This window comes from Pseudomonas sp. GW821-FHT03C07 (assembly GCF_059420925.1).
Window position 1 is genome coordinate 128,756 of sequence record NZ_JBWKUQ010000016.1, and the last position, 26,139, is coordinate 154,894.

23 protein-coding genes are annotated in these 26,139 nt (G+C 63.0%); 16 read left to right on the plus strand and 7 right to left on the minus strand.

The window, feature by feature from the left end:
- Window positions 1-129 precede the first annotated feature (129 nt).
- The 5 genes from AC07VG_RS25510 to AC07VG_RS25530 form a co-directional block, all read right to left on the minus strand.
- On the minus strand, window positions 130-1,044 hold the full coding sequence (locus AC07VG_RS25510; protein WP_495001888.1) for a LysR substrate-binding domain-containing protein: 915 nt from the start codon (window positions 1,042-1,044) through the stop codon (window positions 130-132).
- Window positions 1,045-1,229: 185 nt separating this feature from the next.
- Entirely contained in the window at window positions 1,230-2,525 is a 1,296-nt protein-coding gene (locus AC07VG_RS25515; RefSeq protein WP_495022109.1) for a dicarboxylate/amino acid:cation symporter, read from the minus strand.
- Window positions 2,526-2,628: 103 nt separating this feature from the next.
- A complete protein-coding gene (locus AC07VG_RS25520; protein WP_495001890.1) occupies window positions 2,629-3,504 on the minus strand; it encodes an alpha/beta fold hydrolase in 876 nt (291 codons plus the stop codon).
- A 197-nt stretch (window positions 3,505-3,701) separates the two neighbouring features.
- A complete protein-coding gene (locus AC07VG_RS25525; protein ID WP_495001891.1) occupies window positions 3,702-4,643 on the minus strand; it encodes a DUF3829 domain-containing protein in 942 nt (313 codons plus the stop codon).
- Entirely contained in the window at window positions 4,643-6,280 is a 1,638-nt protein-coding gene (locus AC07VG_RS25530; protein ID WP_495022110.1) for a J domain-containing protein, read from the minus strand. The genes AC07VG_RS25525 and AC07VG_RS25530 overlap by 1 nt, the downstream gene beginning before the upstream one ends.
- Window positions 6,281-6,516: 236 nt before the next feature.
- Here AC07VG_RS25530 and AC07VG_RS25535 point away from each other — a divergent pair, with 236 nt between their 5' ends.
- The 6 genes from AC07VG_RS25535 to AC07VG_RS25560 all read left to right on the plus strand — a co-directional run bounded on the left by AC07VG_RS25535 (window position 6,517) and on the right by AC07VG_RS25560 (window position 13,506).
- Window positions 6,517-7,533 (plus strand): AraC family transcriptional regulator, encoded by a 1,017-nt coding sequence (locus tag AC07VG_RS25535; RefSeq protein ID WP_495022111.1) that lies wholly within the window; start codon window positions 6,517-6,519, stop codon window positions 7,531-7,533.
- A gap of 242 nt (window positions 7,534-7,775) precedes the next feature.
- Entirely contained in the window at window positions 7,776-9,422 is a 1,647-nt protein-coding gene (locus AC07VG_RS25540) for an AMP-binding protein (protein WP_495001894.1), read from the plus strand.
- A 189-nt stretch (window positions 9,423-9,611) separates the two neighbouring features.
- Complete coding sequence (locus AC07VG_RS25545) at window positions 9,612-10,379, plus strand: SDR family NAD(P)-dependent oxidoreductase (protein WP_495001895.1); 768 nt, start codon at window positions 9,612-9,614, stop codon at window positions 10,377-10,379.
- A gap of 11 nt (window positions 10,380-10,390) precedes the next feature.
- Window positions 10,391-11,581 carry an acetyl-CoA C-acyltransferase gene (locus AC07VG_RS25550; RefSeq protein ID WP_495001896.1) on the plus strand — a complete coding sequence of 397 codons (1,191 nt, stop codon included), beginning with the start codon at window positions 10,391-10,393 and terminating at the stop codon, window positions 11,579-11,581.
- Window positions 11,582-11,589: 8 nt separating this feature from the next.
- Window positions 11,590-12,717, plus strand: a complete 1,128-nt coding sequence (locus tag AC07VG_RS25555) for an acyl-CoA dehydrogenase (protein ID WP_495001897.1) — start codon at window positions 11,590-11,592, stop codon at window positions 12,715-12,717.
- A gap of 15 nt (window positions 12,718-12,732) precedes the next feature.
- Window positions 12,733-13,506: an enoyl-CoA hydratase gene (locus AC07VG_RS25560; RefSeq protein ID WP_495001898.1), complete on the plus strand. Its 774-nt coding sequence runs from the start codon at window positions 12,733-12,735 to the stop codon at window positions 13,504-13,506.
- A gap of 147 nt (window positions 13,507-13,653) precedes the next feature.
- Here AC07VG_RS25560 and AC07VG_RS25565 read toward each other — a convergent pair whose 3' ends face one another.
- Window positions 13,654-14,805, minus strand: coding sequence for an acyl-CoA dehydrogenase family protein (locus AC07VG_RS25565; RefSeq protein WP_495022112.1), 1,152 nt, complete (start codon window positions 14,803-14,805; stop codon window positions 13,654-13,656).
- Between the two features lie 3 nt (window positions 14,806-14,808).
- Complete coding sequence (locus tag AC07VG_RS25570) at window positions 14,809-15,915, minus strand: enoyl-CoA hydratase/isomerase family protein (RefSeq protein WP_495001900.1); 1,107 nt, start codon at window positions 15,913-15,915, stop codon at window positions 14,809-14,811.
- A 494-nt stretch (window positions 15,916-16,409) separates the two neighbouring features.
- Here AC07VG_RS25570 and AC07VG_RS25575 point away from each other — a divergent pair, with 494 nt between their 5' ends.
- From AC07VG_RS25575 to AC07VG_RS25620, 10 genes are all read left to right on the plus strand, one after another.
- Window positions 16,410-17,189 (plus strand): transporter substrate-binding domain-containing protein, encoded by a 780-nt coding sequence (locus AC07VG_RS25575; RefSeq protein ID WP_495001901.1) that lies wholly within the window; start codon window positions 16,410-16,412, stop codon window positions 17,187-17,189.
- A 76-nt stretch (window positions 17,190-17,265) separates the two neighbouring features.
- Window positions 17,266-17,991: an ABC transporter permease gene (locus AC07VG_RS25580; protein ID WP_495001902.1), complete on the plus strand. Its 726-nt coding sequence runs from the start codon at window positions 17,266-17,268 to the stop codon at window positions 17,989-17,991.
- Window positions 17,988-18,698 (plus strand): ABC transporter permease, encoded by a 711-nt coding sequence (locus AC07VG_RS25585; protein WP_495001903.1) that lies wholly within the window; start codon window positions 17,988-17,990, stop codon window positions 18,696-18,698. The genes AC07VG_RS25580 and AC07VG_RS25585 overlap by 4 nt, the downstream gene beginning before the upstream one ends.
- Window positions 18,699-18,869: 171 nt before the next feature.
- A complete protein-coding gene (locus tag AC07VG_RS25590; RefSeq protein ID WP_495001904.1) occupies window positions 18,870-19,631 on the plus strand; it encodes an ABC transporter ATP-binding protein in 762 nt (253 codons plus the stop codon).
- A 12-nt stretch (window positions 19,632-19,643) separates the two neighbouring features.
- Window positions 19,644-20,123 (plus strand): Lrp/AsnC family transcriptional regulator, encoded by a 480-nt coding sequence (locus AC07VG_RS25595; protein ID WP_495001905.1) that lies wholly within the window; start codon window positions 19,644-19,646, stop codon window positions 20,121-20,123.
- 343 nt (window positions 20,124-20,466) lie between these two features.
- Entirely contained in the window at window positions 20,467-21,405 is a 939-nt protein-coding gene (gene ctlX, locus AC07VG_RS25600; RefSeq protein WP_495001906.1) for a citrulline utilization hydrolase CtlX, read from the plus strand.
- The gene (gene astA, locus AC07VG_RS25605) at window positions 21,402-22,436 is read left to right on the plus strand and encodes an arginine N-succinyltransferase (RefSeq protein ID WP_495001907.1); all 1,035 of its coding nucleotides are present in this window, start codon (window positions 21,402-21,404) and stop codon (window positions 22,434-22,436) included. Before ctlX ends, astA begins: the two co-directional genes overlap by 4 nt.
- Before the next feature lie 195 nt (window positions 22,437-22,631).
- Complete coding sequence (locus AC07VG_RS25610; protein WP_495022113.1) at window positions 22,632-23,915, plus strand: hypothetical protein; 1,284 nt, start codon at window positions 22,632-22,634, stop codon at window positions 23,913-23,915.
- A 110-nt stretch (window positions 23,916-24,025) separates the two neighbouring features.
- Entirely contained in the window at window positions 24,026-24,529 is a 504-nt protein-coding gene (locus tag AC07VG_RS25615; RefSeq protein WP_495001909.1) for a hypothetical protein, read from the plus strand.
- 98 nt (window positions 24,530-24,627) lie between these two features.
- Window positions 24,628-26,139: a tyrosinase family protein gene (locus tag AC07VG_RS25620; RefSeq protein ID WP_495022114.1), complete on the plus strand. Its 1,512-nt coding sequence runs from the start codon at window positions 24,628-24,630 to the stop codon at window positions 26,137-26,139.

Here is a 26,139-nt window from a genome sequence, read left to right on the forward strand (position 1 = left end):
TTACTACCTGGAGCGACGCATCCCGCAATGGCTGGCCGATAGAGGATGTTGATCACACTGCGGAATCATTGTGGCGAGCGGGCAAGCCCGCTCGCCACACGGGGTTCATGTGGTGAGTTCCGGAGCTGGCTAGATAGACAACTGTCGAAAGTGCTCCTGCAAAAACTCCACGCAGACCCGCAATTTACCCGAGTACGCCAGCCGTGTCGGGTACACCGCCCAGACATTCGCACTCTGGGTATAGTCGTGCAGCACCCGCACCAGTCGACCCTGTTCCAGCAGCGGTTTGACGTCCCACAGTGAGCGCAGCAGGATGCCGCGTCCGTCCAGTGCCCATTGCAAAACAATCTCACCGCTGTTGGACGATAACGGTCCGCGCACCCGCACACTGTCCTGGTTGCCGTCGCGCTCCAGGTTCCAGATGCCGAAGGCGTTGTCGCGCTCCTTGAGCACCAGACAATCGTGTTGCTCCAGGTCGCTCAGTTGCTGAGGCGTACCACGCCGCTCCAGGTAGGCCGGTGCCGCGCACAGTACCCGGCGATTGCTCACCAGGCGCCGACCGATATGCTGGCCGGGGATGTCGTCGCCCACGCGGATCTCCAGGTCGAAACCCTCGCTGACGATGTCCACCACGCGGTCGAACAGGTCCAGGCGGATCTCCAGGTCCGGGTAACGCTCGGCCAGCAACGACAGCGCCGGAGCCACGTGATTGCGTCCGAAACCAAAGCTGCTGCACAGGTGCAGGCGGCCGCTGGGGCTGTCGTGGGCTTCGCAGAGTTCGTCGTTGAGTTGCTGGAAGTCTTCGAGAATGCGCACCGCCCAGCGTTGTACCCGTTCACCGTCCTCGGTCAGGGCGATACGTCGGCTGGTGCGGTGCAGCAAGCGGGTGGCAAGGGTGGTTTCGAGAATCTGGATACGTTTGCTGACGTAGGCGGGCGACAGTCCCAGTTCATCGGCGGCGGCGGCAAAGCCGGCCTTGCGGATGACGGTCAGGAATACGCGCAGGTCTTCGGGCAGGGGCACGGTGTCTTTCTTTTGGCTCATGGGCGAAGCAACGAACACTGGCGGCAGGAGCCGCCAGAATAGCATTGGATGAGTAGGGCGAAGCACTGCCGTGCCCTCCTGTAGGAGCGAGCTTGCTCGCGATGGTGGCCGAGACACCGCTGGGTATCAGGCTCCCCGCGTTATCGTTGCTGACCATCGCGAGCAAGCTCGCTCCTACAGGGTGTTTAGGGTTGTGTGGCATCGGCCGTCTGGGCCTTGCGCCCACGCTTGAGGGCAATCGGCGCCATCTTGCTGCGGTCCAGTTCCCCTTCCCAGGCCGCCACCACCAGCGAGGCGACGGCGTTGCCGATGATATTGGTCAGGGAGCGACACTCGGCCATGAACCGGTCCACCCCGAGGATCAGCACCATCGCCGCCACCGGCACGGTCGGCACTACCGCCAGGCTCGCGGCCAGGGCGACAAACCCCGCACCGACCACCGCACCGGCGCCCTTGGAGGTGAGCATGGTCACCGCGAGCAAGGTCAACTGCTGTTCCAGGGTCAGGTCGATATTGGTTGCCTGGGCCAGGAACAGCACCGCCAGGGTCATGTAGATATTGGTGCCGTCGAGGTTGAAGGTGTAGCCGGTCGGCACCACGATGCCCACCACGCCTTTGGAACAGCCCAGGCTTTCCAACTTTTGGATAAGCTGCGGCAGGGCCGACTCCGAGGAACTGGTGCCGAGCACGATCAGCAGTTCCGACTTGATGTAGCCCAGCAGGCGGAAGATGCTGAAACCGGCATAACGGGCGATGCTGCCCAAGACGCAGGTGACGAAGATGAAGGCAGTCAGGTAGAAGGTGCCTACCAGCTTCATCAGCGGCAGCAGCGAGCCCAGGCCGTACTTGCCGATGGTGAAGGCCATCGCGCCAAACGCGCCGATCGGCGCCACCCGGGCAATCATGCCGACAATGCGGAAAAATACTTCGCTGGCCTGGTGAACCACGCCGACCAATGGGCGGGCCTTTTCACCGACCATCACCAGCGCCAGGCCGAACAGGATCGAGACGAACAGCACCGGCAGAATCTCGCCCTGGGAGAAGGCGTCGAAGAAGGTGGTGGGGATCACATGCAGGAGGAAGCCGGTGATGCCTTCGCCATGCTGGGCCTGGCCGACAAAACCGGCGATGGCGGCGCTGTCGAGGGTTTTCACGTCGACATTGAAACCCGCACCCGGATGCAGTATATGGGCCGCCAGCAGGCCGATCGCCAGCGCGAAGGTGGAGACGATTTCGAAGTACAGCAGGGCCTTGCCGCCGACCCGCCCGACCTGTTTCACGTCGTGCATGCTGGTGATGCCGGAGACCACGGTGCAGAAGATGATCGGGCCGATGATCATCTTGATCAGCTTGATAAAACCGTCGCCCAGGGGCTTGAGGTCGATGCCGGTCTGCGGCCAGTGGTTGCCGATCAGCACCCCCAGCACAATGGCGATGACCACCTGGACATACAGGGTTCCCAGCAGTTTGCGGATTGTCATTGTTATTATCTCGTCACGGTTTTTGGGCAAGCCGATCCCGTTATGGGCGGCTTGCGCCAGCCCACTGGGGGAAGGGTGGATCAGGTCCTTTGAGTCAGGCTGTTCAGCGCAGGAAGGTCAGGACTTCGCCGAGCAGCTGTTCCGGGATCTCTTCGGCCAGGTAGTGCCCGCCGGGCAGGGCCTTGCCGCGCACATCGGTGGCGACCTGTTGCCATTCGCGCAGTGGATCGAAGCAGCGACCGACAGTGCCTTCGGCGCCCCAGAGCACCAGCAGCGGCCTATTCAGCTTGCGTCCGGCCTCGATGTCGGCGCGGTCGTGTTCCAGGTCGACGCTGGCGCTGGCGCGGTAGTCTTCACAGATGCCGCGCGCGCTACCGGGCAGGCTGATGCAGCGCAGGTATTCGCTGAAGGCTTCGTCGGTAAAGGGCTTGAGGCCGGCACTGCGACTGCCCATCACACTGCGCAGGTATTGTTCCGGGTTGGCTTCGATCAGGGTTTCCGGCAAGGGGGCCGGGCGGATCAGGAAGAACCAGTGCCAGTAGGCACGGGCAAAGGCTTCGTCGGTCTGGGCGTACATCGACAGGGTCGGGGCGATATCCAGCAACACCATGCGTTGCACGATCGCCGGGTGGTCGAGGGCCAGGCGATGGGCCACGCGGGCCCCGCGGTCGTGGGCCAGGACCGAGAACTCGCTGAAACCCAGGGCCTTCATCAGGGCCACGCCGTCACGCCCCATCTCGCGCTTGGAGTAGTTCAGATGCTGCTCGTCGGCCGCTGGCCGGGCGCTGTCGCCATAGCCGCGCAGGTCGGCGGCGACCACGGTGAAGTGCTTGGCCAGCTCGCCGGCGATTTTGTGCCAGATGACATGCGTCTGCGGGTGGCCGTGCAGCAGGAGCAGGCCCGGCCCGCTGCCGCCGATGCGGTAGGCAATGTCCACACCGTTGACGTGGCGCTGGTCTTTCTGGAATCCGGCGAACATGGAATGACTCCTTATGATTGTTGCGTACATCCTAAGACCCACAGCGCGCAGGGCAAGGCGCAAAGCGTGGTGCGCCTGTTCATGAAGTGTGTTGTTGGACAGGTTAGGTCATTGCGCGGCGATGACTTCACGCTTTCATCCGAGGAACCGCCACGCCGACCGTCGCCCTGGTTGCTGTGGCGGTTTCGAACCGAGGGCTAGAAATCGACATCCGCCCGATTGTTGTAGCGGTCCAGCAGGACATCGTAGCGGTGGGTCACGTTCCAGAAGTCGTCGCTTAGCACTTGCGGTTCGGCTTGGTTACGCCAGTCCGTCGCCAGTTGCTCGAGGGCCGCCTGGTAACGCTGCGCAGGCTGTTCCAGCAAGGACCACAGCTCCTGAACCGGGCCTCGGCGGTGATTGCTGGGGAGGCTGTCGAGATAGCTCTCGCCGGCTTGTCTGGCCTGGCGCACAGTCTCGCTGGTAGCGCTCAGCAGGGGCAGGTCCAACTGCTGGCTATCGGCGGCTTCGGTCAGGCGGTTCACACTCTGCCGGGCCTGAATCATGTAGTTCAACAGGTGCCAGTGAAGGTCATGGCCCAATCGCAGCTCCAACTGTTTGAGCTGTTTCGCGCGTAGTGCGAGATCGAGCCATTCGAGTTCGTGGCGCAGCGCGTTGGAGGCCGGTAGAAACGCTTCGATCTTTCCATCATAGTATTTCTCATGGACGTTCCAGCCGAGTTTGGCGCTCGCTGGAGAATCGCGTTGTAGTTCCTGGTGACGTTCCAGTACATCGGCGAGTGTCGAGGTATAGCGATCCACCACCGGCCCTAGCTGCTGCGTACCTTTGAGTAGATTGACCTTTAAGGCGATGGCCGGCTTGCAGATGTCATGTCGTATCGCGTTGAGATCATGGCGTTGCAAGTAGAGGAAGTCACCGCTGTTATTGGTGGTCTGAGGCACTCGGTCGAGCCGCCAGGACACATCGGCAACGTTGATGCATTTGATCAACGGCCGCAGTGCATTGGCCTCGGCGATTTCCTCGCTGCTTTGGCGGTCGAGCCAAAGGCCGAAGCGGCTCTGCTGCTGTTCGGTACCGATGGCCACATAGATCAGGCCGATCAGCACCACGCCGAAGGTAAGAAACCAGCGTCTGTCCATCAGTGGGACTCCTTGCCGTACCATTGTTCCTGGGTCGCCGGCGGGCGGCAGTCTTCGACGCTGGCGGGTATTCGACTGCACAGGCGTTCGGGCCAAGGTTGCAGGCCCTGGTTGCGCCCGGCGACGGTCAGGCCGTGAGCGGCATACAGTGCCAGGGTGCCCAGGGTGACGCTCAGTATCAGACCCCAGGCCAGCCACCAGGAAGTCGGGCGGGCCGAGGCTGTCTTCGGGGTGGCGCGGCTTTTAGCGGGGCGGTCGAGCCAGGCCATCCCCAGCATCGCGCCACCGTAGGCAAGCAGCGGGACGATACCGAAGCAGGCGCCAATGACACCGGCCACCATCCAGCAGGGCAGCAGCTCACGCAGTATCAGTGGCGGCGGGCGGCGCGGGCTGAGTCTTGCCGACAGGCGCTGGCTCAGGCGTTGGTCGAGCGTCCACAGGGTGTCGGCGATACCGGGCCAGTACAACAACAGGATGCCGTTCAGCCCGCAGAGCAGCAGCGACCAGAGCACAATGGCGCTGGCGGTTTCGTTCAGCCCGCTGCCCGGCAGCAGCTTGTGCTGCACCGCCGCCACGCCGCCGGCCAGCATCACGGCGGCAAAGCCGAGCCAACCGGTACCAGGAGACTCCCATTCGCGCCAGAAAAAGGCATCGGCACCGGGCAGCAGGCTTTGCAGTCGTGGATGGCTGGCTTGTATCGATCGGGCCAGTTGATGGCAGGCCTGCCAGTCTTCTTTATGGAAGCGGCGAGAGAAGCCGTGGCGCTGGGCCAGGGTCATATCGGCAAACAACAGCTGTGCGACCCGGTTGTCGGGGGTGTCCGGCGGCAGGTCGAGACGGTGTTGCTGGTTGGACAGGAAGGTTTCGCTGCGGCTGCGCTCCAGCAGGCGTGTCCAGTAGGGCTCCGGGCAGTTCGGCGTGAAGCTGCCGGTGTTCCAGTGATTGAGCTTGCAGACGGAGTTGAACAGCTTGGCCGACCAGAACGGGCTTTCCAGCAGCAACTTCGCCAGCAGCGCATTGAGGCGCTCCCGCTGCCCCAGGCTCTTGAGCCAATCGAGCTGCTCCAGGTTGTAGTATTCGCGCCAGAACCCTTCGATATCCCCGCGCCCGAGCAGGTCCGCCAGGGGCTCTTCGAAGTTTTTGAACAGCCGTCGATCGAGTTCAAGCAACGTGTGTCGCGGCAAGTCGTTGCGTTGCCAGGGGCTCAGCCACTTGAAATGTTCCAACCCCCAGTGGGCGAGGGCCCGGAAGTCCTGCCCGGGTTCCAGGCAGCGCAGCAGCAGTTGTTCCTCGAACTCGCGCTGACAGTAATAGACGAGCGCCCGGGAAAAACGCTCGTCGAGCAAGGCCGGGGTGATGCCTTCGAGCAATTCGCTGGCGACCCGTTGCGCAGCGCTGGGGCCCGCGGGAGCAGGGGACAGGCCGGTTTCGCTGGTATACAGAACCGGTTCGACGACAGCTGCCGGCTCCGACGCCTGCGCGTTCCAGTCGAGGGCCTGCTCGTAGGCTTCGCGTAGCCGCTGGAAGCCCTCCGGGTCGTCGTCCGGGCGGGTCTGTTTGAGCAGGGTCGCGTATTGGCGCTTGATGCCGCGGGTATCGGTGTCCGCTGACAGCCCGAGAATTTCCCAGCAACTCATCGATCAGCCACCAAAAATGGCAGGGGTACAGGAGGGGTGCCACTGTGCAAAGCCATTCCTACGACCATACTGAATAAAGCTCCCTGAAAAGGCGGTTCCGCACTGGCCGCGGATCATAACAAAGCCAAGGCTATCGGTGCTGCTGAGGATTTTATGAGGGGTTCACGCTGGCTTTTTGTTCGGCGCTGCCTAAGATGGCCGTCACAAGGATCAGCACAAGGCTTGAGCGACAGCCAATGTTGGAAAAAGACACCATCTCCATCCCGCTGGTGCGTGAGGCACTGTTGCAGAGTTGCGCCCCGGGAGCGGCCACCGAGGAGGTCCTGAACAAGGTCGGGATTGCCACGCACTTGCTGGAGCAGCCCGATGCCCGCGTACCGGCCAGTGATTACGCCCGGCTGTGGCGACTGTTGGCGCGGCGCAACGATGACGAGTTCTTTGGCATGGACCCGCGCAAGCTGCGCTCCGGCAGTTTCGCCTACCTGTGTCGCGCCGGCATGGCGCAGCCGACGGTGGCGGCCGGGCTGGACTCGGTGCTGGGTTTCCTCTCGTTGATGCTCGAGCGCCTGCCGGCCCAATTGGTGCACCGGCAAAGCCTGGCGGAAATCGTCCTGCTGGAACCGCAAGGGCAGGGGCGGCGGCCGTTTACCTACTTCGCCTACTGGATGATCGTGCATGGCGTGGCTTGCTGGCTGGCCGGGCGGCGTATCCCGATCCTGGCCATCGAGCTGCGCTGTGCCGAGCCGGATTACTGCGAGGACTATCGGGTGATGTTTTCCGAGAACCTGCGCTTCGACCGGCCACGCACGCGGATGATTTTTTCCGCCGACTGCCTGGACCTGCCGATCAAGCGCAGTGCCGAGGAGTTGCAACGCTTTTTGGCGCTGGCGCCGGCCAATATCCTGGTCAAGTACCGCGATGCCCAGAGCCTGGCCAGCCGCATCAAGCTGGACCTGCGGCAACTGCCGGCCGAAGAGTGGCCGGAAACCGAAGGACTGGCCGTGCAATTGTGCATGTCGGCCTCGACCCTGCGGCGGCGGCTGGCGGAAGAAGGGCAGACCTACCAGGGTCTCAAGGACAGCGTGCGCAAGGAGTGGGCGATTGCCTGGCTGGCGGAGCCGTCGATCAGCTTTGCCGAGATCGCCACCCGGCTGGGCTTTGCCGATGCCAGTTCGTTCTACAAGGCCTTTCGCAAATGGTCTGGGTCCAACCCGGGGCATTACCGCAGCCTGATTCTCAACGAGGCGCACTAGGCCTTCTTGGTCCGGCTTGCTGGCGATGACGTCCGGATGGGCTGCGCAAGGCTCAAGGGCCTCTTCGCGGGCAAGCTCCGCTCCCACGACACACGCCGGCCCCTACAGGTCGAGGCCGCTTATTGGCCAAACCAGTCAATCAGGTTGAAAGCTTTGACCATTGTCCCAAGTCCCTGACAGCGCGACTATTTCCAGGATTTTTCTACGGTTCCTTCCAATAACAAGACCGAGAGATTCTGGACATGCGCGACTATCAGACCGCCACCGCGGACTTCGATTATCAGCAAGCAGCCCAAACGGGCCTCAAAGGGACTTTGACGGCGCTCAACGCCTGTGTCGAATGCTGCGACCGGCATGCCTTGCCGGGGCGTATCGCGCTGTTCTGGGAGGGCCGCGACGGCAGTAGCGCGGTTTACACGTTCAGCGAGTTGCAGGACCAGGCCGCACGTTTCGCCAACTTTCTGCTGGCCCAAGGCGTGCGCCGTGGCGACAAGGTTGCCGCGCTGTTGCCGCGCAATGTCGAACTCTTGATCGCGCTGTTCGCCACCTGGCGTATCGGCGCCGTCTACCAGCCACTGTTCACCGCCTTCGGCCCCAAGGCCATCGAGCACCGCCTGGGCAGCTCCGGCGCCAAGCTGGTGGTCACCGACGCGGTCAATCGGGAAAAACTCAGCGAAGTCGCCGACTGCCCGGCCATTGTCACGGTCGGCGGCGCCAAGGGCCAGGGCATCGTACGCGGCGATTTCAGCTTCTGGGCCGAACTGGACAACTACCCGGCCTACTGCGAGCCAGTGCTGCTCACGGGCGAGGACCCCTTTCTGCTGATGTTCACCTCGGGCACCACGGGGCCGGCGAAACCTCTGGAAGTACCGCTCAAGGCGATCATCGCATTCCAGAATTACACCCGCGACGCGGTCGACCTGCGCCCTGACGACGCATTCTGGAACGTTGCCGATCCGGGGTGGGCCTACGGCCTGTACTTCGGTATCACCGGGCCGCTGGGCACGGGCCACCCGATCACCTTCTACGATGGCCCGTTCACGGTGGAAAGCACCTGCCGGATCATCGAGAAATACGGCATCACCAACCTCACCGGATCGCCCACGGCCTACCGCCTGCTGATTGCCGCCGGCGATGCCTTCGCCAGCAAGGTCAAGGGCCGCCTGCGGGTGGTCAGCAGTGCCGGCGAACCACTGAACCCGGAAGTGATCCGCTGGTTCGCCGACAACCTGGGAGTGACCATTCTCGATCACTACGGCCAGACCGAAATGGGCATGGTGCTGTGCAACCACCATGGCCTTGAGCATCCGGTGCATGTCGGCTCGGCGGGGTTCGCCTCGCCGGGGCATCGCATCGTGGTGCTGGATGAGCAGCAGCGGGAGTTGGCGGTCGGGCAGCCGGGGATTCTCGCGCTGGATCGCTCCCAGTCGCCGATGTTCTGGTTCAACGGTTACCAGGGCTTCGAGACCACGGCCTTTGTCGGCCAGTACTACCTCAGCGGCGACACCGTGGAACTGAATAGCGACGGCAGCATCAGCTTTGTAGGGCGTAGCGATGATGTGATTACCACTTCGGGTTATCGGGTCGGCCCGTTCGATGTCGAAAGCGCCCTGGTGGAGCATCCGGCGGTGGTGGAGGCGGCGGTGGTCGGCAAGCCTTGCCCGGAACGCACCGAGGTGGTGAAGGCCTTTGTCGTGCTTGGTGCGCGCTACCGTGCCGAGCCGCAGTTGGCCGAGGAATTGCGCCAGTATGTGCGCAAGCGCCTGGCGGCCCATGCCTACCCCCGGGAAATCGAATTCGTCGACGAGTTGCCCAAGACCCCGAGCGGCAAGTTGCAACGTTTTATCTTGCGTAATCAGGAGATCGCCAAGGCCCAGGCCGCGACCTGAATAGACGAACCCTTTGTAGGAGCCGGCTTGCCGGCGATGGCGGCCGGACAGGCGATGCAAGGCTTGCGGGCCTCATCGCTGGCAAGCCCGCTCTGACAAAGGCTGGGTACGAAGACAGTTTGGCGGAGCGCCTACAGGGGATCGCGTCGGTCATCAGAATCACTTACGGTTTTAACGAAGGACAGTGCAATGGACATTAAAGACAAGGCTTTCATGGTCAGCGGTGGGGCTTCCGGCCTCGGTGCGGCCACCGCTGAAATGCTGGTGGCTGCCGGCGCCAAGGTGATGCTGGTGGACCTCAATGCCGAGTCCGTCGCCGCCCAGGCGCAAAAGCTCGGCGCGCAAGCCCGCAGCGTGGTCGCGGACATCACCCAGGAAGCCCAGGCCCAGGCGGCGGTACAGGCCGCGGTCGAGGCCTTTGGCGGTCTCCACGGCCTGGTCAACTGTGCCGGCATCGTGCGTGGCGAGAAGATCCTCGGCAAGAACGGCCCGCACCTGCTGGAAAGCTTCAGCCAGGTGATCAACGTCAACCTGATCGGCAGCTTCAACCTGCTGCGCCTGGCCGCCGCCGCCATTGCCGAAACCGAAGCGAATGCCGACGGCGAGCGTGGGGTGATCATCAATACCGCTTCCGCCGCCGCCTATGATGGCCAGATTGGCCAGGCCGCCTACGCCGCCTCCAAGGGCGCCATCGTCAGCCTGACCCTGCCGGCCGCCCGCGAGCTGGCTCGCTTCGGCATTCGGGTGATGACCATCGCCCCGGGCATTTTCGAAACCCCGATGATGGCCGGCATGAGCCCGGAAGTCCGCGCCTCGCTTGCGGCCGGCGTACCGTTCCCTGCGCGCCTGGGCAAACCCAGCGAGTACGCCGCGCTGGTGCGGCATATCATTGAAAACAGCATGCTCAACGGCGAGGTGATCCGTCTCGACGGCGCCTTGCGCATGGCCGCGAAATAGGAGAATCGATCATGACTGCCAACGACCCCATTGTTATCGTCAGTGCCGTGCGCACCCCCATGGGCGGCTTCCAGGGCGACCTGAAAAGCCTCAGCGCGCCGCAATTGGGCGCCGCCGTGATCCGTGCCGCCGTCGAGCGTGCCGAACTGGCGCCGGGCGAAGTCGAGCACGTGCTGTTCGGCTGCGTGCTGTCCGCCGGCCTCGGTCAGGCCCCGGCTCGCCAGGCGGCCCTTGGCGCCGGGTTGGACAAGTCCACCCGCTGCACCACCCTGAACAAGATGTGCGGCTCTGGCATGGAAGCGACCATCCTCGCCCACGACATGCTCGTGGCCGGCAGCGCCGAAGTGGTGGTGGCCGGCGGCATGGAAAGCATGTCCAACGCGCCCTACCTGCTGGACCGCGCTCGTAGCGGCTACCGCATGGGCCATGGCCAGGTGCTCGACCATATGTTTCTCGACGGCCTTGAGGATGCCTACGACAAGGGCCGCCTGATGGGCACCTTCGCCGAGGATTGCGCCGAAACCCACGGTTTCAGCCGCGAAACCCAGGATGCCTTTGCCGTGGCGTCCCTGACCCGTGCCCAGGAAGCTATCCGCGAGGGCCGCTTCCGCGCGGAAATCGTGCCGCTGACGGTCACCGTGGGCAAGGAGCAGCGGTTGATCAGCGACGACGAACAGCCACCCAAGGCCAAGCTGGACAAGATTGCCAGCCTGAAGCCGGCGTTCCGCCAGGGGGGCACGGTTACGGCGGCGAACTCCAGTTCGATTTCCGACGGTGCGGCGGCGCTGGTGCTGATGCGCCAGTCCGAAGCGCAGAAGCGTGGCCTCACGCCCCTGGCGGTGATTCGCGGGCATGCGGCGTTTGCCGATACCCCGGGCCTGTTCCCGGTGGCCCCGGTGGGTGCGATCGAGAAACTGATGAAGAAAACCGGCTGGTCCCTGGACCAGGTCGACCGTTTTGAAATCAATGAAGCCTTCGCCGTGGTTACCCTGGTGACCATGCAAAAGCTGGAGCTGCACCACGACAAGGTCAACGTCCACGGCGGCGCCTGTGCCCTGGGCCATCCGATCGGTGCGTCCGGCGCGCGGATTCTGGTCAGCCTGCTCTCGGCCCTGCGCCAGAAAGGCCTGAAGCGCGGTGTCGCGGCCATTTGCATCGGCGGCGGTGAAGCCACGGCCATGGCCGTCGAGTGCCTGTACTAGGAGTTGCCATGTTACCCAGCGATGAGCAAAAACAGATTGCCGAAGCGGCCCGGGACTTTGCCCAGGAACGCTTGAAACCCTTCGCCGCCGAGTGGGACCGCGAGCACCGCTTTCCGAAAGAGGCCATCGGCGAAATGGCCGGGCTGGGCTTTTTCGGCATGCTGGTCCCGGAGCAGTGGGGCGGCTGCGACACCGGCTACCTGGCCTATGCCATGGCCCTGGAGGAAATCGCCGCCGGCGACGGCGCCTGCTCGACCATCATGAGCGTGCACAACTCGGTCGGTTGTGTACCGATCCTCAAGTTTGGTACTGAAGAGCAGAAAGCCCGTTTCCTGCCGCCACTGGCCAGCGGTGCGATGCTCGGCGCCTTCGCCCTGACCGAACCCCAGGCCGGCTCTGATGCCAGCGGCCTGAAGACCCGGGCAAAGCTCGTGGGCGACCACTACGTGCTCAACGGCTGCAAGCAGTTCATCACCTCCGGGCAGAACGCCGGGGTGGTGATCGTCTTCGCAGTGACCGATCCGGACGCTGGCAAGCGCGGTATCAGTGCTTTTATCGTGCCCACCGACTCGCCGGGCTACATCGTTGCCCGGGTTGAGGACAAGCTCGGCCAGCATGCCTCCGACACCTGCCAGATCCTCTTCGAGGAGGTGAAGGTGCCGGTGGCCAACCGTCTGGGCGAGGAGGGCGAGGGCTACCGCATCGCCTTGGCCAACCTGGAAGGCGGACGGGTCGGCATCGCCGCGCAATCGGTGGGCATGGCCCGGGCCGCCTTCGAGGCTGCCCGCGATTATGCCCGCGAGCGGGAAAGCTTCGGCAAGGCGCTGATCGAGCACCAGGCCGTGGCCTTCCGCCTGGCGGACATGGCCACCCAGATCGCCGTGGCCCGGCAGATGGTGCACTACGCGGCGGCGCTGCGTGACAGCGGTAAGCCGGCGTTGGTGGAAGCCTCCATGGCCAAGCTGTTCGCTTCGGAAATGGCTGAGCGAGTCTGCTCGCAAGCCTTGCAAACCCTGGGCGGCTATGGCTATTTGAGCGACTTCCCGCTGGAGCGGATCTATCGCGACGTGCGGGTCTGCCAGATTTACGAAGGCACCAGCGACATTCAGCGCATGGTCATTTCGCGCAACCTGTGATCAAGGAATCTATCGATGAGTTATGAAACCATTCTGCTGGACATCAAGGACCGTGTCGGCCTGATTACCCTGAACCGCCCGCAGGCGCTCAACGCCCTGAACGCCCAGATCATCGGCGAATTGAACCAGGCGCTGGACGCACTGGAAGCCGATCCGAACATTGGTTGCATCGTGCTGACCGGCTCGAAAAAAGCCTTTGCGGCGGGCGCTGATATCAAGGAAATGGCCGAGCTGACTTATCCGCAGATCTACCTGGACGATCTGTTCAGCGACAGCGACCGGGTAGCCAACCGGCGCAAGCCGATTATCGCCGCGGTGTCCGGTTTTGCCTTGGGCGGCGGCTGTGAGCTGGCCCTGATGTGCGACTTTATCCTGGCCGGCGACAACGCCAAGTTCGGCCAGCCGGAAATCAACCTCGGCGTGCTGCCGGGCATGGGCGGCACCCAGCGCCTGACCCGTGCGGTGGGCAAGGCCAAGGCCATGGAAATGTGCCTGACCGGGCGCTTTATCGATGCCGTGGAAGCCGAGCGTTGCGGGATTGTGGCGCGGATTGTGCCGACCGATGAACTGCTTGAGGAAGCGCTGAAGGTCGCGGCGTTGATTGCCGGTAAATCGGTGCCGATCAGCATGATGGTCAAGGAAAGCGTCAACCGCGCGTTCGAGGTCAGCCTGTCGGAAGGTGTGCGTTTCGAGCGCCGGGTGTTCCATGCGGCGTTTGCCACCCTGGATCAGAAGGAAGGCATGGCGGCGTTTATTGCCAAGCGTGAGGCGCAGTTCAAGGATCAGTAAGTTCTGCGTTGATTGTTGGATCGCCATCGCCGGCAAGCCGGCTCCCACAAGGTATCGGTTGGCCACTAATCAGTGGTCCAACCACAACCCTGTGGGAGCTGGCTTGCCGGCGATGGCGTCCGCAAGCCCGCTACAAATCTTGCTGTCTTACACGAGGTAATGCCGTAACTCCCGCGCAATCAGCATCCGCTGGATCTCGCTCGACCCCTCATAGATCTGCGTGATCCGCGCATCCCGGTAATACCGCTCCACCGGATAATCTTCCAGATAGCCGTACCCCCCATGAATCTGCATGGCCGAGGAGCAGACCTTCTCGGCCATTTCCGAGGCGAACAGCTTGGCCTGTGAAGCTTCCGACAGGCATGGCTGGCCGGCACTGCGCAGGCGCGCCGCATGCAGGATCAGCAGGCGTGCGGCATTGATCCGGGTGTGCATGTCGGCCAGCAGGTTGGCGATGCTCTGGTGCTCGATAATCGGTTTGTCGAACTGCACCCGCTCGCGGGCATAGGCCAGCGCCGCTTCGAACGCCGCACGGGCGATCCCCAGTGCCTGGGCGGCGATCCCGATGCGTCCGCCTTCCAGGTTCGACAAGGCAATCGCCAGGCCCTTGCCGCGTTCGCCCAGCAGGTTGGCCTCGGGCACGCGGCACTGGTTGAGGGTTACCGCGCAGGTGTCGGAGGCGCGAATGCCCATCTTGTGTTCGGTACGGTCGACGATAAAGCCCGGCGTATCAGTGGGCACCAGGAACGCCGAGAGGCCTTTCTTGCCCAGATTGGGATCGGTGACGGCAAAGACAATCGCCAGTTCGGCGCGCTTGCCGTTGCTGACGAACTGCTTGGCGCCATTGATGATCCACTCGCCGTCCTTCAGTTCGGCGCGGGTTCGCAGGTTGTGGGCTTCGGAACCGGCCTGGGGTTCGGTCAGGCAGAAGCAGCCGATGGCCTGGCCCGTGGCGAGCCGTTCCAGCCAGGTTTCCTTCTGGGCCTGGCTACCGTAGTTGAGGACCGGCCCGCAGCCGACCGAGTTATGAATGCTCATCAGCGCGCCGGTGGCGCCGTCACCGGCGGAAATTTCTTCCACGGCCAGGGCGTAGGCCACGTAATCGACATAGGTGCCGCCCCATTCTTCGGGGACCACCATGCCCAGCAGGCCCAACTCGCCCATCTTGGCGACCAGGCCGTCATCGATCCAACCGGCCTTTTCCCAGGCCTGGGCGTGGGGCGCGATCTCGCCACGGGCAAAGTCCCGGGCCATATCGCGGATCATCACTTGTTCTTCGCTCAGTTCGATATCGTACATGGTTCAGTTCCTGCTCGCGTCGAGGCCATGGAAAAAGCTGGCGACATGCTCGGCATCCAGTTCGCGCAGGGTCGCGGGGTTCCAGCGTGGGTGCTTGTCCTTGTCGATCAGCAGGGCGCGCACGCCTTCCATCAGGTCACCGCGGTCGAACCACTGGCGATCCAGGTGCAGCTCCAGGGCGAAGCAGTCTTCCAGGGCCAGATGGCGGCCGCGCCGGAGCATTTCCAGGGTCACGGCCATGGCCAGGGGCGAGCGGGTCTCCAGCAGGTCGGCGGTTTCCCGGGCCCACTCATGGCTGTCGGCGACGGTGACTTCGCGCAGTTGCTCGACCATGCTCGGGACATCCGGCAGGGCGAAGAAGTGGTCGATGGCCGGGCGCAATGCGTCCAGCGGCGCCTCGGGCAGGGTTTGCACGGCGAGTTTCGCCAGCAGGCCCTGGAGGTCCTTGAGCGGCGTTTCATGCCATTGCAACCGGTCGAGGCGCTCATCCAGTTGCGCCAGTTTGTCGCTGGTCAGGTACCAGTCGGCCAGACCGCAGTAGAGGGCATCGGCCGCGCGGATCTGCACGCCGCTGACCCCCAGGTAGATGCCCAGCTCGCCGGGAATGCGCGGCAGGAAATGACTACCGCCGACATCCGGGAAATAGCCGATGGCAACTTCCGGCATGGCCAGTCGGCTGCGCTCGGTGACCACTCGCAGGTCGGCGCCTTGCACCAGGCCCATGCCGCCGCCGAGGACAAAGCCGTCCATCAGCGCCAGTATCGGTTTGCGGTAGTGGTGGATGGCCAGGTCCAGGGCGTATTCCTCGACGAAAAAGTCTTGGTGCAGGCGCCCGCCGCTCTGGTAGCTGTCATACAGCGAACGGATATCGCCGCCGGCACAGAAGGCCCGCTCGCCGGCCCCGCGCAAGACCACCGCGTGTACCTGCGGGTCGTGGGCCCAGGCATCGAGCTGCTGCTGCAGGGCGCGGATCATGTCCAGGGTGAGGGCGTTGAGGCCGGCGGGGCGGTTGAGGGTCAGGTGACCGATATGGTTGCGCACGTCGGCCAGGACGTCGGCGTCCGGGACGTCGAGGTCCTGGGTGGCGGAGGATGAAACCCGAGCAGTCATCACTAACTCCCTGCTTTTATTGTCTTTTTGGTGTGTTCGGCGGGCGAACGATGCCCGATCGTAACAGTGCAAATTTGCCCTGTACAACCGGAATAATCGCAGGTCGAGTCTGCATTTTTGCCTGGGCGCGCTGCGAGCACCTATGCCGTCTCTAGACCTTAGCCGTGCCTGGACTGCAAAGCGAATTATGGCCGCGCTGCGCGGAGTGTCGCGACAGGATCGGCTGTGGCCGCTTCGTCACGGGCTTTTTCCGGCTGTTTTGGCGCGGTCTTACGACACCCGCTCGGTTCTTCGAGTTGGCATTCTGGCCTCCTTGCGCTGACGTTCCCGCGAACGCTCGCAAGAGGACGGGCCCCGATCCTTAAAGGCGTGGGCTCATTCAATAACAATAAGAACGATAGCGCGGCATTGGCCGCCCATTCTCTGCCCCTGTCCAAAAGTGTGCCGGCATCCGCTCGCACACGATAACTTCAAATAAATCCGGGACTCTGAAGATGACTCATACATGGCTGACCTTACCTGTACTGGCATTGGCGCTTTGCTGCGGCGGCGCAAGCGCCAAGGAGTGGAAAGAACTGCGCTTCGGCACCAATCCGTCTTACCCGCCGTTTGAATCCAGCACCGCCGACGGTGGCGTGGAGGGTTTCGGTATCGACCTGGGCAATGCCATCTGCGCCGAGCTGAAGCTCAAGTGCGTCTGGGTCAGTAATGACTTCGACGGCCTGATCCCGGCACTCAAGGCCGGCAAGTTCGACGCCATCGAGTCGTCGATGACCGTCACCGAGCCGCGCAAGAAGCAGATCGACTTCACTGATCGGCTCTACGCCGGCCCGACCGCCATCGTCACCCGCAAGGACGCGGGGCTGCAACCGACCGCCGAATCCTTGAAGGGCAAGACCATCGGCTATATGCAGGGGACCATCCAGGAGGCCTATGCCAAGGCACGCCTGGCACCAGGCGGGGTGAAGATCCGCGCCTACCAGAATCAGGACCAGGTCTATGCCGATCTGGTCTACGGGCGTCTCGACGGTTCGATCCAGGACAAGCTGCAGGCAGAAATGAGTTTCCTCAAGTCGCCCCAGGGCGCGGCCTTCCAGAACAGCGCGGGGATCACTGATCCGCTGATCCCGATGGACATCGCCATCGGTGTGCGCCAGGGCAATGACGAGCTCAAGGGCATGCTCAACAGCGCAATCAAGGCGCTGCATGAGAAGGGCATCTACGCCCAGCTGCAGAAGAAATACTTCGGCGACCTGGACCTCTACAACAACTGATCCCGGCTCCCACGCCCCCCGTACGGTCCCTGGCCGTGCGGCGCCGGGGCGTGGCGCTGGAAGACGGGTGATCGATGTGACGACCTTTCTAGAATTCTTCGGCCTGGCTGCTTCCGGCCTGCAGGGCTATGGCCCACTGCTGCTGCATGGGGTGTGGGTCACCGCCAAGCTCTCGGCGTTGTCGCTGTTGGTGAGCATGGCCCTGGGCTTGCTTGGCGCCACGGCCAGGCTTTCGCCGCTGCGGCTGTTCAATCTGCCGGCGACCCTCTACACCACGCTGATTCGCGGTATTCCGGACCTGGTGCTGATGCTGCTGATTTTCTACAGCCTGCAAGGCTGGCTTAGCCATCTGACCGAGGCCATGGACTGGCCCTACGTGGAAATCGATCCCTTCGTGGCGGGGGTCGTGACCCTGGGCTTCATCTACGGCGCGTATTTCACCGAGACCTTCCGTGGCGCCATCCTGAGCATTCCCCATGGCCAGACCGAGGCCGCCACCGCCTATGGGCTGAGCGCCTGGCAGCGGTTCCGCTGCGTGGTCTTCCCGCAGATGATGCGCTTCGCCCTGCCGAGCCTGGGCAATAACTGGCTGGTATTGCTCAAGGCCACGGCGCTGGTGTCGATCATCGGCCTCGCCGATCTGGTCAAGGTTGCCCAGGATGCCGGTAAAAGTACCTTCAACATGATGTATTTCCTGGTGCTGGCGGCGTTGCTCTACCTGCTGATCACCAGTGCCTCGAACTACGTGTTGCGTTGCCTGGAGCGACGTTTCAACCTCGGTGTGCGGGAGTCGGCGCGATGATCGAGTTGTTCCGGGAATACTGGCAACCCTTCCTGTTCACTGACGGCGAGGGCCTGACTGGCCTGGCCATGACCCTATGGCTGTTGTGCGCGAGCATCGGCATCGGGTTTGTCCTGTCGCTGCCATTGGCGCTGTTGCGGGTGTCGCGCAACCTGCTGTTGCGCTGGCCGGTGCAGTTCTTCACCTATGTCTTTCGCGGCACACCGCTCTATATCCAGTTGTTGATCTGCTACAGCGGGATCTACGGCATGGCGGTGGTGCGTGAGCAGCCCTTGCTGGAAGCCTTCTTCCGCGACGCGATGAACTGCACCTTGCTGGCGTTCGTGCTCAACACCTGTGCCTACACCGTGGAGATTTTCGCCGGGGCGATTCGCAGCATTCCCTACGGTGAAATCGAGGCGGCTCACGCCTATGGCCTGAGTGGCTGGCGCCTGGCCGTGCGCTTGATCCTGCCCTCGGCATTGCGCCGGGCACTGCCGTACTACAGCAATGAAGTGATCCTGATGTTGCATGCCACATCGGTGGCCTTTACCGCCACCATCCCGGACATCCTCAAGGTCGCCCGGGATGCCAATTCCGCGACCTTCATGACCTTCCAGGCCTTCGGGATTGCCGGGTTGCTCTACCTGGGCCTGTCCTTCGGCCTGGTGGGTATGTTCCGCCTGGCGGAACGACGCTGGCTGGGCTTCCTCGGCCCGGCGCACTGAACCCAATCCATCTTGTAAACAGCGCACAACCTGTAGGTGCCGGCTTGCCGGCGATGAGGCCGGTGAGGCCGGTGAGGCCAGCGTTGAATTCGAGGACGCAATCGCCGGCAAGCCGGCTCCTACAGGGGGCGTGTTTCTCCCCTTTTTCCAGGGCTTGCCCCGGGAGCTTCCATGTACAAATTGAATATCGAAAACCTCTACAAGCGCTTCGGCGATAACGAAGTCCTCAAGGGCGTGTCGCTGCAGGCCCGCTCCGGCGATGTGGTGAGCATGATCGGCGCCAGCGGCTCGGGTAAAAGCACCATGCTGCGCTGTATCAATTTCCTTGAGCGGGCCGACGAAGGCCGCATCGAACTGGACGGCGAACTGATCGCCACCCATCCGGCCCCGGGCGGGATGAAGGTCACCAGTCCGGCGCAGTTGCAGCGCCTGCGCACCCGCCTGGCCATGGTCTTCCAGCATTTCAACCTGTGGAGCCATCTGACGGTGCTCGAGAACATTGTCATGGCGCCGTGCCGGGTGCTGGGCGTGGCGCGCAAGGACGCCGAGGAGCGGGCCCGCGCCTATCTCGACAAAGTCGGCTTGCCCCAGCGGGTGGCCGGGCAGCATCCGGCGTTTCTCTCCGGCGGCCAGCAGCAGCGCGTGGCGATTGCCCGGGCCTTGGCCATGGAGCCGCAGATCCTGCTGTTCGACGAGCCGACTTCCGCGCTCGATCCGGAGCTGGTGGGCGAGGTCTTGAAAGTGATTCAGGCGCTGGCCGAGGAAGGTCGTACAATGCTCATGGTAACGCACGAGATGGGCTTTGCCCGGCAGGTCTCCAGCCAGGTGCTGTTTCTCCATCAAGGTCGGGTCGAAGAGCAGGGCAGTGCCCAGATGCTCGATGATCCGCAAAGCGAGCGTCTACAACAGTTTCTTTCTGGCCGTTTGAAGTGAGGCAAGCCATTTATGGCGGATGTTCGTGACCTGTCGATCGTCCTGGATCGCATCGACCAGGCAATTATCGAGGTGCTGCGCCACGACGGGCGCATCACCTACCAGAAGCTCTCCGAGCGTGTGCACCTGACCCCCCGGCCTTGCCTGGAACGGGTGCGCAAGCTGGAGCAGTTGGGCGTGATCCGCGGCTACGGGGCGATTATCGACGAGAAGAAACTCTCGTCGGGCTTGTCGTTGCTGGTGTTGGTAGCGTTGTCGAACCAGAGCGGGCGGGCGGCTCAGAAGGCCTTCGAGGCCAAGACCCGGGCCTGCCCCCAGGTGCTGGAGTGTCGCTTGATCAGCGGGGCGTTCGACTACAGCTTGCGCATGCGTTGTCGCGACATGGAGCATTACCGGGTCCTGACGGAAACCTGGCTGGAAGACCCGGAGTTGCATATCGACAAGCTGGTCAGCCATCCTGAGCTGGCGATGGTCAAAACCTCGATGGAGTAACACTGCCTGCCTGTGTGGGGGCCGGCTTGCCGGCGATGGCGTCCGGATGGCCGCTGCAAGGCTCAAGGGCCTCATCGCTGGCAAGCCAGCTCCTACGGGGGCTCGGTTATACGCCGATTTTGAACATGGCCCCGACATGGTGGGAGCGGAGCTTGCCCGCGAAGAGGGCCTTGAAGTCGACAGCTGATTTTTCCCCTTGCGAGGTTGTTTCATCCACTCGCCGATTCTGCTGCACCGCGCAAATCTTTCAGCCGTTTCCAGCCTTCGCCAACGGCTTATCAACCGGGTTTTTCCCCGCCTCGAACAGACAATGAGCACCTCAACCCTCATTGAATTCGTGCCCATGCAAACCACCCACACCGTCTTGATGGTTCGTCCGGCGAGCTTCGCCTTCAATCCCGATACCGCCGCCAACAACCGTTTCCAGCAGCAGGCCCTGGCCGACGAAAACGTCCAGCAGCAGGCCCTCGAGGAATTCGACCAGTATGTCGCGACCTTGCGCGCCCACGATGTCGAGGTCCTGGTGCACCAGGACCGCGCCTTGCCGCATACCCCGGACTCGATCTTTCCCAATAACTGCTGGAGCAGCCATCCCGACGGCACCCTGGTGATCTATCCGATGCAGGGGCATAACCGCCGCCTGGAGCGCAACAAGGGCGTTCTCGATTGGCTGCGTGAGCAGCACCAGGTGCTGCACTGCGCGGACTTTTCCGGCCTGGAAGCCCAGGGCCTGTTTCTCGAAGGTACTGGCAGCATGGTCTTCGACCGCGAACAGCGGATCTGCTATGCCGGCTATTCCACCCGCACCCATGCGGCGGCCTTGCAGCCGGTGCTCGATCACCTCGGTTACCAGCTTTGCGCGTTCAACGCCGTGGACCGGGCCGGGGTGCCGATCTACCACACCAACGTGATGATGAGTGTCGGTCGGCACCTGGCCGTAGTTTGCCTGCAGGCCGTCAGCGACCCGAGCGAACGCGACGGCCTGCGCCAGCGCCTGGAGTCCAGCGGCAAAGCCGTCCTGACCCTGGACTGGAACCAGTTGGAGTCCTTCGCCGGCAATATGCTGGAAGTGCACAACCGCCGGGGCGAACCGCTGCTGGTGATGTCGCGCACGGCCTGGGCGGCGCTCGATGCCGGGCAGCGACGACAAGTCGAACGCCATGCCACGCCCTTGCCGGTGAAGATCGACACCATCGAGCGTATTGGCGGCGGCAGTGCGCGCTGCATGTTGGCCGAAGTGTTCCTGCCCAAACAGCCCACCGCCGTGGAGTGTGCCCGATGATTGTTCGTCCCGCCCGCCTGTCCGACCTTCCAGCTCTGCTGTCCCTGGCACAAAGCGCTGGCGCCGGCCTGACCACGCTGCCCGCCGACCCGCAGCGCCTGCAACATCGCCTGGAATGGGCGCAAAAAACCTTCGCTGGCATCGCCGAGCGGGGCGATGCCGACTACCTGTTCGTCCTTGAGGCCGCCGAAGGCGAAGTCGTGGGCATCTGCGCCCTGGCCGGCGCTGTCGGCTTGCGCGAACCCTGGTACAACTACCGGGTCGGCCTGTTGGTCGCGGCGTCGAAAAACCTGTCGATCAACCAGCATCTGCCGACCCTGTTCCTGGGCAATGACATGACCGGCCATTCCGAGCTCTGCTCGCTGTTTCTCGGAGCTAATCATCGCGAGGGCCTGAACGGCCGGCTGTTGTCCAAGGCGCGCTTTTTGTTCCTTGCCGAATTCCGCGAATGTTTCGGCGACAAGGTGATCGCCGAGATGCGCGGCTACTCTGACGAGCAGGGTATCTCGCCGTTCTGGGAAGGTCTGGGGCGACACTTCTTCAAGATGGATTTCGCCGATGCCGACTTCCTCACCGGCCAAGGCAACAAGACCTTTATCGCCGAACTGATGCCAAAATTTCCATTGCCCACCTGCCTGCTGCCGAAGGCCGCGCAGGCGGTGATCGGCCGGGTACATCCCAATACCGAGCCGGCGCTGGGCATGCTCAAGGCCGAAGGGTTCGGCTTCAAGGACTACGTCGACATCTTCGACGGTGGGCCGTTGATCGAGTGTGCCACCGATGAAATTCGCGCCGTGCGGGACAGCCAGGTGCTGGTGCTGAGTATCGGCACGCCCGGGGATCACGCCGAGCCGTACCTGATCCACAATCGCCGGTTCGCCGAATGCCGGATTACCGCCGCGCCGGCCCGGGTCGCTGCCGGAACCCTGGTGGTCGAGGCGCGGACCGCCGCGGAACTGGGACTTGAGGCCGGGGCTTCGGTGCGCGCCGTGACCCTGTCAGCGCGCCGCTCGCAACAAGCCGCCGCCTAGCCTGGCGTGGCCCTGAAAACGGCCCGGAGGCTTTGGGAGATAAAAAAGGACCGCAAAGTCAGTATTCTGGCTCGGAAAAACCCTACAACTGTCATTTCTAACAGTTGTAGGAAGCGGGAATGAGCGATTGAATACTCGGCAGCCCTGCCGGCCGGCAGGGCAGGCAAGGGCGCCAATCCCAGGGAGGACCCGCTCATGATGCTGGAGGAACTGCGAGGCTATCGGCTCAGCTCGGCGGGTGAAGCGGATTCGACGTTTGGGCAGTCGGGCACGCTCAGGTTGCAGTTCCCCGGTTGTCTGTCGAGCCTGGCCAATGACGTGGTCGCCTGTGCCGATGGCAAGGTCCTGCTGGCGCTCAAGATGGGCTTTGCCGACGGCTGTTGTTTTGGCCTGGCGCGGTTGCATGAGGACGGCACGCCGGACGCTTCCTTCGGTGATGGCGGTTTTGTATGCGGCCGCTTCGAGGCCGGTGCCGGGGCCATGGCCAGCAGCGTGCAGTTGCTCGCCGATGGACGGATCCTGCTGTTCGGCCTGCACTACCTGGACGCCGAACATACCTTGCCGGGCGTGGCACGATTTGACGCCAATGGACACCTGGACCCGGGTTTTGGCGACCTGGGCGTGAAAGTGCTGCGTTTGCCCGGCGGGCTCGCCGAGGGCCCGCGGGACGGCTGGTTACCACCGGGGTTGCCGGGTGTCGAGGCCTGTACGGGGGCGGTCCAGGACGACGGCAAGATCCTGCTGATCGCCAATCACACCTACACCTTTGCCGACTATGTCGGGTTATTGATCCGCCTTCAGCCCGACGGCAGCCTGGATTCGGACTTCAATGGGCGTGGCTTTGTCCTGGTGCGGCATTTGTTGATGAACTCCTGGTTGAGCTGCGTCCGGCTCCAGGCCGACGGCAAGATTCTGGTGGGTGGCTCGGTGGGCTTTCCCCAGTTGGGGTTGCTGGTGCGCTACGAGGCCGATGGTCGTCTCGATCATGGCTTTGGCGACCTGGGTTTTCTCTCGTTTGGCTTTGCCGGCGCCAGTTCCCTGGTGACGGCGTTGGCCGCTGGCGAGAACGGGCGGCTGCTGTGTGCCGGCAACCGTTTCGGCCCGATGCGCGGTGCCCTGCAAGGGTTCAATCGCGAGGGTGCTCCGGACCGTGGTTTCAATGAGACCGAGGCCGTCCTGCTGGACATCGATACCCCGGCCAGCCTTTGGGCCAGTCTTGCGGTCCAAGCCGATGGCTCGATTTTGTTGGCGGGCTCGACGGTAATGGGCTTTGGCTCGGACTTTGTGTTGGCGCGCTACCAGGCCGATGGACAGTTGGACCGGGACTTCGCCGACGGACGCGGCTGGGTGCGCACCAGTCTGGGCCACAGCCTGGATACCGCCACCGCTCTGGCCTTGCAAGACGATGGGCGAATCCTGGTGGCCGGCTACTCGCTGTTCGGCAGTTTCAGGGCGGTGGTGCTGCGTTACCGGGGCTGATCGGCTTGCCCAGGGCGCGTGACCGTTGGGCCGGCAGATCGCTACGCGAGCATGGGGGTGCCATAGTAAAGAGCAGCGGATGTAAGAACGCTCCGTTTCGGAGGGTGGGTATGTGGCGGTTCAGCCTGTTATTTGGAATGACCTTGGCGTTGTCTTCTACTGTTTGGGCGGACGATATGCTCTATGACGCAGGGCAACCGGTCGAACTCGGCGTCGGAAGAACGCAGGTCGTGTTGCAGGCATCGATGCCCACTGATCAGGGGCTGGCGTCCTGGATAGGGCGAGGCCCATTGGTCCTGGCTTTATCCGGTATCTGGGCGTCCGAGGCGCCGGCGGTCGCCTATCATCTCTACCTTGATCTGCCGCGGGACAGCATTCCCGGCGCTGATGATCCCGGCTATCTGGGGGGGTTGAATTTTTATGACACCCCTGACCACTACGTGGCCGAGCATCCCAAACGGCTCAGCTTTCTACTCGACCAGGCGCTGGTCCGCTTGCGCGATGCCGGGCGGTTGACGCAGCCGGCCACCTTGACCTTCATTCCCGTTCGCCCCGAAGAACCGGGCTACTCGCCGCGAGTCGAGCATATTTCGATCGTCAGGACATCGGACTGATGTAAAAGTTCCCGCGTTGATGGGGGAATGGTCCTTCACTGCTACTCTGACCTTGCTGTTGATTGTGGAGATCAATTCGTACGGCTCAAGGAGTGAAGATGACAATCAGTCGAAGGAAGGTGCTGAAGGCAGGTTTAGTGGGTGGTGGGATGGCGATGCTGCCATTCGGTCTGATGAACAATGCCTGGGCGGTCCAGGGCAAGACCCTGACGCGCTACAACGTGCTGTCCCAGGAAGGGCAGAAGATGTTGGCGATTTATGCCGATGCCGTGAAGAAAATGATGGCCAAGGATCCCAAGGACCCGTTGTCCTGGACCTTTCAGTGGTACACCCATGCAATGCCTGGTGATCGACCCAAGCCGGAAACCATCGAGAAGATGTATGGCCCAGGTAGCAGTCCGAACAAGGAGCTGGCGAAGGCTATGTGGTGGACATGCGAACCCCACGCCAGCCAGGGCGTCAATTCCAATGCCTTTCTACCGTGGCACCGCATGTATGTGTTGTATTTCGAGCAGATTATCCGCGCCGTTTCGGGCCGGCCCGACTTCACGCTGCCGTACTGGGACTATACCGGTCCCTACAGCGCCAGCGGTAACAACTACAGTGTCATGCCCAAGCAGTTTCTGCTGGAGAAGGACCCTGTCTGGGCGCCCCTGTATCGTCCTGATCGCAACCCGGGCTCGAATGCCGGGAAACCCGTGGTCGATGCGGGCAACCCGCTCGACTTGTCCTGCATGAAGTGGCCTAACTACGCCGACAAGGGTAACGTGGCGGGGTTCTGTTCCAACATCAATGGCAACCCCCACGGCGCCCTGCATGGCGATGTCGGCAATCAGAAAGGCATGGGCCAGGTCCCTTGGGCGGCGAACGACCCGATTTTCTGGCTGCACCATGCCAATATCGACCGAATCTGGGCCAGTTGGAACAAGAGTGGCGGAAAGAACCCCAATGACAGCGCTTTCCTGAACCAGACCTGGGTCTTTGCCGACGGAGCGGGCAAGGGCGTCAAGGTCAAGGTGGCGCAAGTACTCGATACGACGACCCTGGCCTATCCCTACGTTTATGCGGAGTATGCCGAGCGTCCCAAGGGCAGCCTGCCGTTTCCCTCCGCTCAGAAAAATTTCCAGCTGCGTGCCGAGAGTGTCGCCCCTGGAGCCACGGCCAAGGCGATCGCCTTGGGGGGCAAGGCGATCAGCGTGGCATTGCAGGTTCCCGTCGCCGCCAATGCGCTCAAACAATCCTTTGGTGCGCAGCTCAAGGCTCTGCCCTCCAGCAGCGTCTACGCCTTGTCGTTCGATGCCATCGAAGCGAACGGAGAGCCCGGCAACAGCTATCTGGTCTATCTGGGGTTGCCGGCCGGAGCCGCGCCGACGCCTGAGTATCTGGTGGGTGGCATCAGCATGTTCGGGGTTGGCTTGCAGGGTATGCACGGCGGGCATCATGCCTCTTCCACACGTGTCAGCTTCCTGGTCGGCGAGCGCATACAGAAGCTGCTCGCCACTGGGGGGCTGGAGGCTGCGCCCACGGTGACATTGGTACCTATCGGTGAGCCAGATCCGGGCACCACACCGACGATTGGCAGCATCACATTGCAGTCCCTGTCGATCTAG

Bases quoted from the DNA above. Each gene is read 5' to 3' on its own strand.
- AC07VG_RS25510 (WP_495001888.1), bottom strand. From the start codon at position 1,044: ATGAGCCAAAAGAAAGACACCGTGCCCCTGCCCGAAGACCTGCGCGTA.
- AC07VG_RS25515 (WP_495022109.1), bottom strand. From the start codon at position 2,525: ATGACAATCCGCAAACTGCTGGGAACCCTGTATGTCCAGGTGGTCATC.
- AC07VG_RS25520 (WP_495001890.1), bottom strand. From the start codon at position 3,504: ATGTTCGCCGGATTCCAGAAAGACCAGCGCCACGTCAACGGTGTGGAC.
- AC07VG_RS25525 (WP_495001891.1), bottom strand. From the start codon at position 4,643: ATGGACAGACGCTGGTTTCTTACCTTCGGCGTGGTGCTGATCGGCCTG.
- AC07VG_RS25530 (WP_495022110.1), bottom strand. From the start codon at position 6,280: ATGAGTTGCTGGGAAATTCTCGGGCTGTCAGCGGACACCGATACCCGC.
- AC07VG_RS25535 (WP_495022111.1), top strand. From the start codon at position 6,517: ATGTTGGAAAAAGACACCATCTCCATCCCGCTGGTGCGTGAGGCACTG.
- AC07VG_RS25540 (WP_495001894.1), top strand. From the start codon at position 7,776: ATGCGCGACTATCAGACCGCCACCGCGGACTTCGATTATCAGCAAGCA.
- AC07VG_RS25545 (WP_495001895.1), top strand. From the start codon at position 9,612: ATGGACATTAAAGACAAGGCTTTCATGGTCAGCGGTGGGGCTTCCGGC.
- AC07VG_RS25550 (WP_495001896.1), top strand. From the start codon at position 10,391: ATGACTGCCAACGACCCCATTGTTATCGTCAGTGCCGTGCGCACCCCC.
- AC07VG_RS25555 (WP_495001897.1), top strand. From the start codon at position 11,590: ATGTTACCCAGCGATGAGCAAAAACAGATTGCCGAAGCGGCCCGGGAC.
- AC07VG_RS25560 (WP_495001898.1), top strand. From the start codon at position 12,733: ATGAGTTATGAAACCATTCTGCTGGACATCAAGGACCGTGTCGGCCTG.
- AC07VG_RS25565 (WP_495022112.1), bottom strand. From the start codon at position 14,805: ATGTACGATATCGAACTGAGCGAAGAACAAGTGATGATCCGCGATATG.
- AC07VG_RS25570 (WP_495001900.1), bottom strand. From the start codon at position 15,915: ATGACTGCTCGGGTTTCATCCTCCGCCACCCAGGACCTCGACGTCCCG.
- AC07VG_RS25575 (WP_495001901.1), top strand. From the start codon at position 16,410: ATGACTCATACATGGCTGACCTTACCTGTACTGGCATTGGCGCTTTGC.
- AC07VG_RS25585 (WP_495001903.1), top strand. From the start codon at position 17,988: ATGATCGAGTTGTTCCGGGAATACTGGCAACCCTTCCTGTTCACTGAC.
- AC07VG_RS25590 (WP_495001904.1), top strand. From the start codon at position 18,870: ATGTACAAATTGAATATCGAAAACCTCTACAAGCGCTTCGGCGATAAC.
- AC07VG_RS25595 (WP_495001905.1), top strand. From the start codon at position 19,644: ATGGCGGATGTTCGTGACCTGTCGATCGTCCTGGATCGCATCGACCAG.
- ctlX (WP_495001906.1), top strand. From the start codon at position 20,467: ATGCAAACCACCCACACCGTCTTGATGGTTCGTCCGGCGAGCTTCGCC.
- astA (WP_495001907.1), top strand. From the start codon at position 21,402: ATGATTGTTCGTCCCGCCCGCCTGTCCGACCTTCCAGCTCTGCTGTCC.
- AC07VG_RS25610 (WP_495022113.1), top strand. From the start codon at position 22,632: ATGATGCTGGAGGAACTGCGAGGCTATCGGCTCAGCTCGGCGGGTGAA.
- AC07VG_RS25615 (WP_495001909.1), top strand. From the start codon at position 24,026: ATGTGGCGGTTCAGCCTGTTATTTGGAATGACCTTGGCGTTGTCTTCT.
- AC07VG_RS25620 (WP_495022114.1), top strand. From the start codon at position 24,628: ATGACAATCAGTCGAAGGAAGGTGCTGAAGGCAGGTTTAGTGGGTGGT.